Annotated in this window: 10 protein-coding genes; 9 read left to right on the top strand and 1 reads right to left on the bottom strand. The window is 71.0% G+C overall.

The annotated features are described in order from the left end of the window. The first annotated feature begins 62 nt into the window (after positions 1 to 62). From ACZ45Z_RS13205 to ACZ45Z_RS13180, 6 genes are all read left to right on the top strand, one after another. On the top strand, positions 63 to 1,421 hold the full coding sequence (locus tag ACZ45Z_RS13205; RefSeq protein ID WP_468360888.1) for an extracellular solute-binding protein: 1,359 nt from the start codon (positions 63 to 65) through the stop codon (positions 1,419 to 1,421). Continuing rightward, the gene (locus ACZ45Z_RS13200; protein WP_468360885.1) at positions 1,418 to 2,329 is read left to right on the top strand and encodes a carbohydrate ABC transporter permease; all 912 of its coding nucleotides are present in this window, start codon (positions 1,418 to 1,420) and stop codon (positions 2,327 to 2,329) included. Before ACZ45Z_RS13205 ends, ACZ45Z_RS13200 begins: the two co-directional genes overlap by 4 nt. Further along, the gene (locus ACZ45Z_RS13195) at positions 2,329 to 3,165 is read left to right on the top strand and encodes a carbohydrate ABC transporter permease (protein ID WP_468360882.1); all 837 of its coding nucleotides are present in this window, start codon (positions 2,329 to 2,331) and stop codon (positions 3,163 to 3,165) included. The genes ACZ45Z_RS13200 and ACZ45Z_RS13195 overlap by 1 nt, the downstream gene beginning before the upstream one ends. 147 nt (positions 3,166 to 3,312) lie before the next feature. Further along, positions 3,313 to 4,017 carry a helix-turn-helix domain-containing protein gene (locus ACZ45Z_RS13190; protein WP_468360879.1) on the top strand — a complete coding sequence of 235 codons (705 nt, stop codon included), beginning with the start codon at positions 3,313 to 3,315 and terminating at the stop codon, positions 4,015 to 4,017. Positions 4,018 to 4,203: 186 nt separating this feature from the next. Further along, a complete protein-coding gene (locus tag ACZ45Z_RS13185) occupies positions 4,204 to 5,004 on the top strand; it encodes an ABC transporter ATP-binding protein (RefSeq protein WP_468360876.1) in 801 nt (266 codons plus the stop codon). 83 nt (positions 5,005 to 5,087) lie between these two features. Then, entirely contained in the window at positions 5,088 to 7,640 is a 2,553-nt protein-coding gene (locus tag ACZ45Z_RS13180; protein WP_468360873.1) for an ABC transporter permease, read from the top strand. An 81-nt stretch (positions 7,641 to 7,721) separates the two neighbouring features. Here ACZ45Z_RS13180 and ACZ45Z_RS13175 read toward each other — a convergent pair whose 3' ends face one another. Next, entirely contained in the window at positions 7,722 to 8,747 is a 1,026-nt protein-coding gene (locus ACZ45Z_RS13175; protein ID WP_468360870.1) for an ATP-dependent 6-phosphofructokinase, read from the bottom strand. Between the two features lie 230 nt (positions 8,748 to 8,977). Between ACZ45Z_RS13175 and pta the strand changes: the two genes are divergently transcribed. From pta to pyk, 3 genes are all read left to right on the top strand, one after another. Continuing rightward, positions 8,978 to 11,071, top strand: coding sequence for a phosphate acetyltransferase (pta, locus tag ACZ45Z_RS13170; protein ID WP_468360867.1), 2,094 nt, complete (start codon positions 8,978 to 8,980; stop codon positions 11,069 to 11,071). 44 nt (positions 11,072 to 11,115) lie between these two features. Then, positions 11,116 to 12,327, top strand: a complete 1,212-nt coding sequence (locus tag ACZ45Z_RS13165) for an acetate kinase (RefSeq protein ID WP_468360864.1) — start codon at positions 11,116 to 11,118, stop codon at positions 12,325 to 12,327. 61 nt (positions 12,328 to 12,388) lie between these two features. Then, entirely contained in the window at positions 12,389 to 13,816 is a 1,428-nt protein-coding gene (pyk, locus tag ACZ45Z_RS13160; protein WP_468360861.1) for a pyruvate kinase, read from the top strand. The last annotated feature ends 157 nt before the right edge of the window (positions 13,817 to 13,973 follow it).

Below are 13,973 nucleotides of genomic sequence, written 5' to 3'. Positions count from 1 at the left end.
CCACCGTGATCGGTGACTTACTTTCAGCGGGCAGCCCACCGCGGCTAGTTGGAGGTCGTGCCGTGCGCCCCACCGCCCCGCTGATGCTCCTCACCGCCGCCGTCCTGGCCGCGGGCACGCTCACCGCCTGCGGCGGCTCCGGTGGCGAGCGGAACACCGTCAGGGTCGCCTTCATCAAGGACACCAACAACAAGGTCACGGTCCGGGACGACTACGTCCGCCTCGTGGCCGAGAGGTTCGAGAAGGCCAACCCGGGCAAGAAGGTCAGGCTCATCCCGATCCAGGCGTCCGAGAACGACTACTACGCCAAGATCCAGCAGATGATGCGCTCCCCGAAGACCGCACCCGACGTGGTCTACGAGGACACCTTCCTGATCAACTCCGACATCAAGGCGGGACTGCTGCGCCCGCTGGACGCCTACCTCGGCCGGTGGCCGGACTGGGCGCGGTTCGAGGCGACCGCGAAGTCCGCGGCGCGGGCGCAGGACGGCAGGACCTACGGCGTCCCGGACGGCACGGACACCCGCGGCCTGTGGTTCAACAAGAAGTTCTTCCACAAGGCCGGTCTGCCGCTCGACTGGCGGCCCAGGACCTGGGACGACGTGCTGGGCGCGGCGCGGGCGATCAAACGGAAGGTCCCCGGCGTCATCCCGCTGAACGTCCTCACCGGCAAGGGCGCGGGCGAGGCGGCGGTGATGCAGGGCTTCGAGATGCTGCTGTACGGCACCGGCGCGCACCCGCTCTACGACCCGGCCGCGAAGAAGTGGGTCACCGGCAGCAAGGGCTTCCGCGACAGCCTGCGCTTCATCGACACCGTCTACAAGGAGAAGCTGGGGCCGGAGGTTCCGGACGCGCTCAGTCCCAACATCCAGACCAACGTCATGGCCGAGCTGCTGCCCGAGGAGAAGCTCGCCATCGCCCTGGACGGCTCCTGGCTGGGCCAGCAGTGGCAGAAGACAGGCGGACGCCCCTGGCCGGAGTGGTCCTCGACGCTGGGGCAGGCGCCCTTCCCGACCCAGCACGGCGCGGCGCCGGGCAGGGTCAGCCTCGCCGGCGGCTGGACCTGGTCCATCCCGCGGCAGTCCCAACGGCCGGATCTGGCCTGGAAGTTGATCGAGACGCTGCAGACCCGGCAGAACGCCCTGGAATGGTGCGTGCGCGGTGCGCAGATCGCCGTCCGTAAGGACGTCGCCCGCGATCCGCGCTATCTGAAGTCGGTGCCGGGCATCGGCTTCTTCACGGGGCTGGTCGAGGTCAGCCGGTACCGGCCCGCGCTGCCCGCCTATCCCCAGGTCTCCTCGGCGATCGGTGAGGCGATGGAGGCCGTCACCGCCGGGGACGCCTCGCCGGAGCGGGCGGCGGCGGACTACGACGAGCGGCTGAGGTCCCTCGTGGACGGCCAGGTCGTCGCCAAGCCATGACCCGCGTCGCCACGGGCCCCGCACACCGGCCGCGCGGGCGGGGCACCGCCGTCCGCACCGGCCTGGCGCGCTGGTCGCCGCTGGTCCCGGCCACCGTCCTGCTGCTGCTCTTCCTCGCCGGCCCGCTCGGCTACTGCCTCTACCTGGCCTTCACCGACACCCAGCTCACCGGTCAGGAGGCCGCGTCGTTCGTGGGGCTGGCCAACTTCCGGCGCGCCTTCGCCGACGCCGCCTTCCGGCACGCGGTGGTGCTGACGCTGGTGTTCACCGTGCTGTCCTCGCTCGTGGGCCAGAACTCCCTCGGTCTGGCGCTGGCCGCCCTGATGCGGCGCGCCTCGCGGCCCGTACGCACGGTGACCGGCGCGGTGGTGATCACCGCCTGGGTGCTGCCGGAGATCGTCGCGGGCTTCTTGCTCTACACCTTCTTCGAGCGGCGCGGCACCCTCAACGCCGTCCTGGCGTGGCTGCATCTGCCCGCACAGGACTGGCTGTTCAGCCTGCCGATCCTGGCGGTGTCGTTCGCCAACGTCTGGCGCGGCACCGCCTTCTCGATGCTCCTCTACTCCGCGGCGCTCTCCGGCGTTCCCCGGGAGATCACCGAGTCCGCGGCGGTCGACGGCGCGGGCGGGCTGAAACGGCTGTGGCACATCACGCTGCCGATGATCCGCCGGTCCGTCGGCACCAATCTGATGCTCAACACCCTCCAGACGCTGTCCGTCTTCGGGCTGATCTGGGCGATGACCCGCGGCGGTCCCGGCAACCGCAGCCAGACGCTGCCGGTGTTCATGTACGACCAGGCGTTCATGAAGTCGCTGATCGGCTACGGCACCGCGGTGGCGCTGCTGCTTTTGGTGGTGGGCGCGCTGTTCGGAGGGCTGTATCTGCGCCTGATGCGCGAGGAGGTGTGATGCGCCCGGTCCCCGGCCGCCGCGCCCGCCGGCGGCTGGCCGCCGACGCGGCGCTGCTGACCCTGGCGGCGGCGTTCGCCGTCCCGCTGGTGTGGCTGGTGCTGGCCTCGGTGAACGCCGAGGCGACGCTGCGGGTGCGGCTGCCCGCGCCGCCGACGACCGCGAACTTCTCGGCGGTCTGGACCGACGGGATCACCTTCACGCCGATGCTCAACAGCCTGCTGCTGTGCGGCGGGGGGACCTTGGTGACGGTGGCGTGCGCGGCGCCGGCCGCCTATCCGCTCTCCCGCTTCCGGGCCCGCTTCAGCCGCCCGTACCTGCTGACGATCCTGTTCTCGACCTGTCTGCCAATCACCGCGCTCATGGTCCCGGTCTACGGGTTGTTCGTGCGGGTCGATCTGATCGACACCCCGCACGGCACGATGCTCTTCCTGGCCGCCACCCAACTGCCCTTCGCCATCTGGCTGATGAAGAACTTCATGGACGGGGTGCCCAGGGTTTTGGAGGAGGCGGCCTGGACGGACGGCGCTTCCTGGGGGCAGACTCTGCTGCGGGTGATCCTGCCGCTGATGGGGCCCGGTTTCGCCGTGGTGACGATCTACACCTTCGTCATGATGTGGGGGAATTTCTTCGTTCCGTTCATGCTGCTGCTCTCCCCGGAGCGGCTGCCCGCGTCCGTCAGCGTCTTCACGTTCTTCGGCAACCACGGCGCCGTCGCGTTCGGCGAGCTCGCCGCGTTCTCGATCCTGTACTCGACCCCGGTGATCCTTCTGTACCTGCTGATCGCCAGGCGGCTGGGCGGCGGTTTCGCGCTCGGCGGGGCGGTGAAGGGTTGAACGGCGGTCGACTGGGCAGCCTGAGGTTCCGGGCCCCGGACCGGGATTTCCGGCAACCGCGGCAAAACCGGCCCGTCCGTAGGTTCCTACGACATTCAGACTTGGGCGTACGCACCATAGGTGTATGAGCGACTCGTCACTTACCGTATGCCGGTGAACACGCACGCCGGGGAGTCGCACAGGCCCCCATTCGACGCCGAGGCCGCCCGACGGCTCCGCGAGGCCCTCGGCATGACCCACGCCCATGTCGCCTACGGCATCTGGGCCGCCTACGGCATCCGCCTCTCCCCCTCGACGGTGGCGTCGTGGGAACTGGGCGAGAGCGCTCCCACCGAAGCGGAGCTGACCGCCCTGGCCGGTGCCCTGTGGTGCGCGCCCGCCGAACTCCTCGGCGCGCCCGGCACGCTGCGCGAATACCGCCTCGCGCTCGGTCTCGCCCCCGCCGAGCTGGCCATGAGCATCGGGATGGACCCCGCGGCGTACGAGCGGCTGGAGGCCGGCGGCCGCTGGAGCGGCAACGACCGGCAGGCCGCGGCGCTCGCCGAGGCACTGCGCCTGCCGATGCCCGCGCTGGTCCGCTTCACCGGCCAGGACGCCAAGCTCACCGAGTTGCTCACCAGCGCCGCGACCACCCGCTGGCAGGCGTACGTGCGGCCGGTCGGCAAGCTCGTCCCGCTGCCCAAGGAGCACCTCCAGGACATCCTCCAGGGGCTGCACGGCGACTATCAGGCGACGATGACCGCGACCCTGAACTGGGGCGGCGGCGAGAGCGCCGACGTGTCCGGCAAGGCCGGGCAGGTCTTCCTGGACACCATCCTGGAGGAGTTCTGGCGGCGGGCCGGGCAGCGCTGAGCCCGGCCGGACCCTGAGGACCGCCGTCGGTCACAGGTCGGACGGGCGTCCGTCCAGAGGATGACGGCGCGGCCCCGGTTGCGACTTCCGGCCGGTGCGGTTTCGGTCCTTGCGGCTGAGGACGGGCTGACCTGCGCGTTCGAGAATGGGAACGTCACCACGTCCGTCCCTCTCCAGGAGTCCCCCGTGTCCCACGCGGCAGCCTTTGAAGGTTTCCCCGGTTCCCCCGCCCCCGCCCGAGCCACCGCGGCCGTCGCCGCGCGCGCCACGGACCTGAGCAAGGTCTACGGCCAGGGGGAGACCCGCGTGGTCGCGCTGGACTCCGTCTCGGTGGAGTTCGGCAAGGCCCGGTTCACCGCCATCATGGGCCCGTCCGGCTCCGGCAAGTCGACGCTGATGCACTGCATGGCCGGGCTGGACTCGATCTCGTCGGGCTCCGCGCGGATCGGCGACACCGAGCTGGCGTCGCTCCAGGACAAGCAGCTCACCCGGCTGCGCCGCGACAAGGTCGGCTTCGTCTTCCAGGCGTTCAACCTCCTGCCGACGCTGACCGCGCTGGAGAACATCACGCTGCCCATGGACATAGCGGGCCGCAAGCCCGACCGGCAGTGGCTGAACACCGTCATCGAGACCGTCGGCCTGTCCGGCCGGCTCGCCCACCGTCCCGCGCAGCTCTCCGGCGGCCAGCAGCAGCGGGTCGCGGTCGCACGGGCGCTGGCCGCCCAGCCGGAGATCATCTTCGCGGACGAGCCGACCGGCAACCTCGACTCCCGCTCCGGCGCGGAGGTCCTGGGCTTCCTGCGCGAATCGGTGCGGGCGATGGACCAGACCGTGGTGATGGTCACCCACGACCCGGTCGCCGCGAGCTACGCGGACCGGGTGGTCTTCCTCGCGGACGGCCGGATCGTCGAGGAGCTGCACGAGCCGACCCCCGACGCCGTCCTGGACCGGATGCGGCTGTTCGACTCCAAGGGCCGTACGAGCTGACGCCGGGCCCCGGCCCTCGCGCGCGACGCCCGCCGCCCCCTTCCGCCTCTCCCGCCCCGGACTCCAGGACTGACACCACCACCATGCTGCGAACCGCCCTGCGCAATGTCCTCGCGCACAAAGCCCGCCTGATGATGACCGCGCTCGCGGTCCTCCTCGGCGTCGCCTTCGTCTCCGGCACCCTCATCTTCAGCGACACCGTCGGCGAGGCGGTCAGATCCGCCTCCGCCAAGAACCTCAAGGACGTGGCCGTCTCCGTCGAGGCCCTCTCCGACGACGAGGGCCCGGCGGCCGAGGAGGACGGCAAGCGGGCCACCGCCCTCGACGACGAGCTGGCGGACCGCATCCGCGCGCTGCCGGGCGTCGCGTCCGTACGCTCCGACGTCACCGGCCAGGCGACCCTGGCCGGCACCGACGACCAGCCGATCGGCAACGGCTGGCAGAACCGCGCCGCCAACTACCAGCCGGGCAAGGACGGCACGGACAGCCGCTACCCGCTGGTGCGCGGCCGCGGCCCGGCCGGCCCCGGTGAGATCGCGCTGGCCGAGACCACCGCGCGGGCCGCCGGCTACTCCCTCGGTGACACCGTGCGGTTCGCCATCGACGGTCCGGTGCTGAAGAAGAAACTGGTCGGCATCGTCGCGACCGACGACCCGCAGGTCACCGCGGGCGGCAGCCTCGCGCTGTTCGACACCGCGACCGCGCAGAAGCTGTATCTGCACCCCGGCCAGTTCGACGAGCTGGTCGTGGCCGCCGCACCGGGCACCGACCAGCGGGCGCTGACCGCGAAGGTGCGCGAGGTGCTGCCCAAGGGCCGTGCCCACGCCGTCAGCGGCCAGGAACTCGCGGCCGAGCAGAGCCGCATGATCGCCATGCAGAACAGCGCGCTGAGCAAGACCCTGCTGACCTTCGCCGGTATCGCCCTGTTCGTCGGCGTCTTCATCATCGCCAACACCTTCACCATGCTCATCTCCCAGCGCAGCCGCGAGATCGCGCTGCTGCGCGCGGTCGGCGCCTCGCGCCGCCAGGTGGTCCGCTCGGTGCTGGCGGAGGCCGGACTGCTGGGGCTGATCTCCTCCGTCGTCGGCTTCGCGCTGGGCACGGGCATCGCGGTGGGACTGCGGGCCGTGCTGGACGCGAACGGCGCCGGTTTCCCCGACGGGCCCCTCGTCATCAGCCCGGCCGCGGTGCTCTCCGCGCTGGGGGTGGGCGTCGTGGTGACCGTTCTCGCGGCGTGGCTGCCGTCCCGCAAGGCGGCCAGGATCGCCCCCGTGGAGGCGCTCAACTCCGCCGAGGCGCCGCCCGCGCCGCGCGGCCTGGTCCTGCGCAACTCCCTCGGCGCGGTCGTCACCGGCACCGGCGTGGCCGTCATGCTCTGGGTCTCCACCCTGACGTCCGGTGACGATCTGCCGATCGCCATGGCGGGCTCGATGCTGACCCTGGTCGGCGTGATCATCCTCGCCCCGCTGCTGTCCCGGCCGCTGGTCGCGCTGGCCGGCCGGCTCACCACCCGGCTGTTCGGCGTCAGCGGCAAGCTGGCCCAGCAGAACGCGCTGCGCAATCCGCGCCGTACCGCGGCCACCGCCTCGGCCCTGATGATCGGCCTCACCCTTATCACCGGCATGACGGTCGTCGGGCACTCCGCGCAGGTGGCCATGGACAAGATGGCCGCCACCGGCCTGACGGCCGACTACCAGGTCAAGACGTCCACCTACGTCGGGCTGGACCCGAAGCTGTCCGAGAAGGTCGCGAAGGTGCCGGGCGTCGAGGCGGTGGCCCCCTTGCGCGGGGCGGGTTTCCAGACCGGCGGCGGCTTCGGCTACGTACGCGGCACCGACCTCGCGCAGATCGACAAGGTCACCCGGCTCACCTTCCGCGAAGGCTCGCTGGCCGGCGTCCGGGCCGGCGGTGTGGCGGTTTCCCGGACCGGGGCCAAGGAGCACGGCTGGCACGCCGGCGACGTGGTGAGCGTGGAGTTCGACGAGAAGAAGACGACGAAGCTGAAGATCGCCGCCGTCTACGAGGACAACCCGGTGCTGGGTGAGTCGTTCGCCTCCACCCGGCTGGTGGACCCGCACCTGAACCGGATCAAGAACGACGAACTCCTGGTCAAGGCGGCAGACGGCGGCTCCGAGGCGCTGGTCAAGGACATCCGGCACGCCCTCGGCGACAGCCCGCTGCTGAAGATCCAGAACCACGACGATCTGCGCAAGGAGAACGCCGGGCAGATCGACACCATCCTGAACATGGTCTACGGGCTGCTGGGCATGGCCGTCGTCATCGCGGTCGTCGGCGTCGTCAACACCCTGGCCATGTCGGTGTTCGAGCGGACCCGGGAGATAGGGATGCTGCGGGCCATCGGGCTCTCGCGCGGCGGGATCAAGCAGATGGTCCGGCTGGAGTCGGTGGTCCTCTCGCTCTTCGGCGCGGTGCTCGGCATCGGCGTCGGCGTCTTCCTGGCCTGGGCCGGCGGCAGCATGGTCGGCTCGTCGTTCCCGGCGTACGAGATGGTGCTGCCGTGGGGCCGGCTCGGCCTGTTCACGCTGATCGCGCTGGTCGTGGGGGTGCTGGCCGCGCTGTGGCCGGCCCGCCGGGCCGCCCGGCTGAACATGCTGGAGGCCATCGGCGCGCAGTGACGGCGCATGACAACGGCGGCGCGCCTTCCCCCACCCGGGGGAGGGCGCGCCGCCGTCGACGTACGCGGGAGCGGAGCCGGGCTAGAAGACCGACTCGGCCTCGTCCATGCGGTCCGCGGGCACCGTCTTGAGTTCGGTGACCGCCTCGGCCAGCGGCACCATCGTGATGTCGGTGCCGCGCAGCGCGGTCATCTTGCCGAAGTCGCCGCGGTGCGCGGCCTCGACGGCGTGCCAGCCGAAGCGGGTGGCGAGCACCCGGTCGTAGGCGGTGGGGGTGCCGCCGCGCTGGACGTGGCCGAGGATGACCGGGCGGGCCTCCTTGCCCAGGCGCTTCTCCAGCTCGGTGGCGAGGTGGTTGCCGATGCCGGTGAAGCGCTCGTGGCCGAACTGGTCGATCGCGCCCTTTTTGTAGTCCATGGTCTCCGCGGCCGGGTGCGCGCCCTCGGCGACGCAGACCACCGCGAACTTCTTGCCGCGGGCGAACCGCTCCTCGACCATCTTGACCAGGTCGTTGACGTCGAAGGGGCGCTCGGGCAGGCAGATGCCGTGGGCGCCGCCGGCCATCCCCGACTCCAGCGCGATCCATCCCGCGTGCCGGCCCATGACCTCGACGACCATCACGCGCTGGTGCGACTCGGCGGTGGTCTTGAGGCGGTCGATTGCCTCGGTGGCGACGCCGACAGCGGTGTCGAAGCCGAAGGTGCGGTCGGTGGAGGAGATGTCGTTGTCGATGGTCTTCGGGACGCCGACGACCGGCATCCCGGCGTCGGAGAGCATCCGGGCCGCGGTGAGCGTGCCCTCGCCGCCGATCGGGATGAGGACGTCGATGCCGTAGTCCTTGGAAAGGTCCTTGGCGCTCTCGCACGCCTCGCGGAGCCGGTCGCGCTCCAGGCGGGTGGAGCCGAGGATGGTGCCGCCGCGGGCGAGGATGCCGCTGACCGCGTCGAGGTCGAGCTTGCGGAAGCGGCCGTCGAGCAGGCCGCGGAAACCGTCCTCGAAGCCGATGACCTCGTCGTCGTGGCCGGTGAGGGCGCGGTGGACAACAGACCGGATCACAGCGTTCAGGCCGGGGCAGTCGCCGCCTGCGGTGAGGACTCCGATACGCATCGTGCTGTGTCTCCTGTGCTCGCTGTCGGTTCGTGAGAGCCGGTCCGATTGTTTCACGGGCGGACCGGCCCGGCCCTCACGCGAGGGGGACCCCTACTGTCTCCTCACAGGCTGTTCAGGGGAAACTGGGAGAGCGGCCTATCCACAAGCGCGGGTATTGTCAAGAGGGGCAAGCCCACCATAAAGGGTAATTTGACCGTGCGAGCAACGGAATGGATCGGAGAGCACGCGTGACGCGCAGCGTGTACGTGACCGGGATCGACCGCGGCGACGGCCGCCAGGTCATCGAGCTGGGAGTCATGGAGCTCCTGACCCGCCATGTCGACCGGGTGGGGGTCTTCCGCCCGCTGGTCCACGACGGACCCGACCGCCTGTTCGATCTGCTGCGGGCGCGTTACCGCCTCACCCAGACCGCCGAGACCGTATACGGCATCGGGTACGAGGAAGCCGGCACCCTCCAGGCCGAACGCGGCACCGACGAGCTGGTCTCCCGGCTCGTCGAGCGCTTTCACCGCGTCGCCCGGGAGTACGAATACGTCCTGGTGCTCGGCTCCGACTACGCCGCCACCAACCTGCCGGCCGAACTGAACCTCAACGCCCGGCTCGCCAACGAGTTCGGCGCCTCGGTGATCGCCGTGGTGGGCGGCCAGGGCCAGGAAGCGGAAACGGTCCGCGCCGAGGCCCGCAACGCCTACCGCGCCTACCACTCGCTGGGCTGCGATGTCGTCGCCATGGTCGTCAACCGCGTCGACCCCCAGACCCGCGAGGCCATCGCCGAGCGGCTCTCCGCCCGCCTGCCCGTGCCCTGCTACGTGCTGCCCGAAGACGGCTCGCTCTCCGCCCCGACCGTCGGGCAGATCGTGCACACCCTCGGCGCCGAGGTGCTGCTCGGCGACACCTCCGGACTCGCCAGGGACGCCCGGGACTTCGTCTTCGGCGGCGCGATGCTGCCGAGGTTCCTCAAGGCGCTGACGCCCGGCTGCCTCGTCGTCACCCCCGGGGACCGGGCCGATCTGGTCATCGGCTCGCTCGCCGCGCACAGCGCCGGCGCCCCGCCCATCGCGGGCGTACTGCTGACCCTCGACGAGCGGCCCGGCCCGGACATCATGGCGCTGGCCGGCCGGCTCGCGCCCGGTACGCCGGTCGTCTCGGTGCCCGGCGGGTCCTTCCCCACCGCCGGCGAGCTGTTCGCCATCGAGGGCAAGCTCAACGCCGCCTCGCCGCGCAAGGCGGAGACCGCCCTGGGCCTGTTCGAGCGGCATGTGGACACCACGGAGCTGACGAACCGTATCTCCGTCGCCCGTTCCGGCCGCGTCACGCCGATGATGTTCGAACACGAGCTGATCGAGCGCTCCCGCTCCGGCCGCCGCCGCGTCGTCCTGCCCGAGGGCACCGAGGAACGCGTCCTGCGCGCCGCGGACGTGCTGCTGCGCCGCGACGTGTGCGAGCTGACCCTGCTGGGCGAGGAGGAGGCGATCCGCAAGCGCGCCGCGGACCTCGCCATCGACCTGTCCGGGGCGCAGATCATCGACCCGCAGACCTCGCCGCTGCGCGAGCGGTTCGCCGAGCAGTACGCGCAACTGCGGGCGCACAAGGGCGTCAGCCAGGAGCTGGCCTACGACATCGTCGCCGACGTCTCCTACTTCGGCACGCTGATGGTCCAGGAGGGCCTGGCCGACGGCATGGTCTCCGGCGCGGTGCACTCCACCGCGGCCACCATCCGGCCCGCCTTCGAGATCATCAAGACCCGGCCGGGCGCCCAGATCGTGTCGTCGGTGTTCTTCATGTGCCTGGCCGACCGCGTCCTGGTCTACGGCGACTGCGCGGTCAACCCCGACCCGAACGCCGAGCAGTTGGCCGACATCGCCATCCAGTCGGCCACCACCGCCGCCCGGTTCGGCGTCGAGCCGCGGATCGCGATGCTGTCGTACTCCACCGGCACCTCCGGCTCCGGCGCGGACGTCGACAAGGTCCGCAAGGCCACCGAGCTGGTCCGCGAGCGGCGCCCCGACCTGCTGGTCGAGGGCCCGATCCAGTACGACGCGGCGGTGGACGCGGCGGTCGCCGAGACCAAGCTGCCCGGCTCCGACGTCGCCGGCAAGGCCACCGTGCTGATCTTCCCGGACCTCAACACCGGCAACAACACCTACAAGGCGGTGCAGCGTTCGGCGGGCGCGGTCGCCGTCGGCCCGGTCCTGCAGGGCCTGCGCAAGCCGGTCAACGACCTCTCGCGCGGCGCGCTGGTCCAGGACATCGTCAACACCGTCGCCATCACCGCCATCCAGGCGCAGGGCGACCGCCCCGGCGCCGGCCCCACCGGCTGACCCGCCCGCCCCCGTCCCTCCCCCACCCCACCGGAAAGCGCTTCATGACTGCCAACCCCACCCGCGTCCTCGTCCTGAACTCCGGCTCGTCGTCGGTGAAATACCAGCTCCTCGACATGGCCGACGACGCCCGCTTGGCCGCCGGCCTGGTCGAGCGGATCGGCGAGGACACCTCGCGCCTGGTGCACACCCCGCTGGCCGCCGGCGGGGACCGGCGCGAGAGCGAGGGCCCGATCGCCGATCACGAGGCGGCGCTGAAGGCCGTCGCCGCGGAGCTGGCCGCCGACGGGCTGGGGCTGGACTCCCCCGAGCTGGCCGCGATCGGCCACCGCGTCGTGCACGGCGGGTTGAGGTTCACCGCCCCGACCGTGATCGACGACGAGGTGCTGACGGAGATCGAGCGGCTGGTGCCGGTCGCGCCGCTGCACAACCCGGCGAACATCACCGGCATCAAGACCGCCCGGGCGCTGCGCCCGGACCTGCCGCAGGTCGCGGTCTTCGACACCGCCTTCCACACCACGATGCCGGAGCACGCGGCCCGCTACGCCCTGGACACCGAGACCGCCGACGCGCACCGGATCCGCCGCTACGGCTTCCACGGCACCTCGCACGCCTACGTCTCGCGCCGCACGGCCGCGCTGCTGGGCAAGGACCCCGCCGAGGTCAACGTCATCGTGCTGCACCTGGGCAACGGCGCGTCCGCGTCGGCGGTGGCCGGCGGCCGCTGTGTGGACACCTCCATGGGGCTGACGCCTTTGGAGGGCCTGGTGATGGGTACCCGCTCCGGTGACATCGATCCCGCGGTGACCTTCCACCTCATGCGGGTGGCCGGGATGTCGGCGGACGAGATCGACGAGCTGCTCAACAAGAAGAGCGGCCTGCTCGGGCTGTGCGGCGACAACGACATGCGCGAGATCCGCCGCCGGATCGAGGAGGGTGACGAGCGGGCCCAGCTCGCCTTCGACATCTACATCCACCGGCTGAAGAAGTACATCGGCGCCTACAGCGCGGTGCTCGGCCGGGTCGACGCGGTGGCGTTCACCGCGGGCGTCGGCGAGAACGCCGCCCCGGTGCGCGCCGCGGCCGTCGCGGGCCTGGAGGAGCTGGGCATGGCCGTGGACGCCTCCCTGAATGACGTACGGTCCGGCGAGGCCCGGCTGATCTCCCCCGAGTACGCCCGCGTCGCGGTCGCCGTTGTCCCCACCGACGAAGAGCTGGAGATCGCTCAGCAGACATATGCCCTGGTCAGCGGCTAGGGCTTGGTGTTTCTGCCACCTGAAATATTCCGCTCCGAAACAAACCGATAGGATTCCGCCCATGCGCCGTTCCAAAATCGTCTGCACCCTGGGCCCCGCCGTCGACTCCTACGACCAGCTGAAGACGCTGCTCGAGGCCGGCATGAACGTGGCCCGTTTCAACATGAGCCACGGGACCCACTCGGAGCACGAGGAGCGGTACCACCGCGTCCGCAAGGCCTCCGAGGAGACCGGCCGCGCCCTCGGCGTGCTCGCCGACCTCCAGGGCCCCAAGATCCGCCTGGAGACCTTCGCCGACGGCCCCGTGGAGCTGGTGCGCGGTGACGAGTTCGTCATCACCACCGACGACGTGCCCGGCGACAAGACCATCTGCGGCACCACTTACAAGGGTCTGCCCGGTGACGTCTCCAAGGGCGACCCGATCCTGATCAACGACGGCAACGTGGCACTCCAGGTCGTCGAGGTCGACGGCGCGAACGTGCGCACCATCGTCATCGAGGGCGGCGTCATCTCCGACCACAAGGGCATCAACCTGCCCGGCGCGGCGGTGAACGTCCCGGCCCTGTCCGAGAAGGACATCGACGACCTGAAGTTCGCCCTGAACCTGGGCTGCGACATGGTCGCGCTGTCCTTCGTCCGCGACGCCAAGGACGTCCAGGACGTGCACCGCGTCATGGACGAGGTGGGCCGCCGGGTCCCGGTCATCGCCAAGGTCGAGAAGCCGCAGGCGGTCGCCAACATGCAGGAGGTCGTGATGGCCTTCGACGCCGTCATGGTCGCCCGTGGTGACCTGGCGGTGGAGTACCCGCTGGAGAAGGTCCCGATGGTGCAGAAGCGCCTGGTGGAGCTGTGCCGCCGGAACGCCAAGCCGGTGATCGTCGCGACCCAGATGATGGAGTCGATGATCACCAACTCGCGGCCGACCCGCGCCGAGGCGTCCGACGTCGCCAACGCCATCCTCGACGGCGCCGACGCGGTCATGCTCTCCGCCGAGTCCTCGGTCGGCGCCTACCCGATCGAGACCGTCAAGACGATGTCGAAGATCGTCGAGGCCGCGGAGGAAGAGCTGCTGTCCAAGGGCCTCCAGCCGCTGGTACCCGGCAAGAAGCCGCGTACGCAGGGCGGTGCGGTGGCCCGCGCGGCCTGCGAGATGGCCGACTTCCTCAACGGCAAGGCGCTGGTGGCGTTCACCAAGTCCGGTGACACCGCCCGCCGCCTCTCGCGCTACCGCACCGTGCAGCCGATCCTGGCCTTCACCACCGACCCGGCCACCCGCTCGCAGCTCGCGCTGAGCTGGGGCGTGGAGACCTATGTGGTGCCGCACGTCGACAACACCGACGCGATGGTCGACCTGGTGGACGCCGAGCTGCTCAAGCTCCAGCGCTACAACAAGGGCGACACCATGATCATCACCGCCGGCTCGCCCCCCGGCGTCCCCGGCACCACGAACATGGTCCGGGTGCACCACCTGGGCAACGAGCGCCCCTGACGCGCCCGTAGACGTAAAACGGCGGTGGGGGGGGGGGGGGGGGGGGGGGGGGGGGGGGGGGGGGTGGTGGGGGTTGGGGGGGGGGGGGGGGGGGGGGGGGGGGGGGGGGCGGGGTTTTGGGGTTGGGATTCGTGGAGGGAGGGAGTGGGAGAAAGAG

Source organism: Streptomyces sp. NPDC031210, assembly GCF_055570395.1.
Note: the sequence above shows the minus strand (reverse complement) of the source record. Positions and strands in the feature narration are given on the sequence as shown.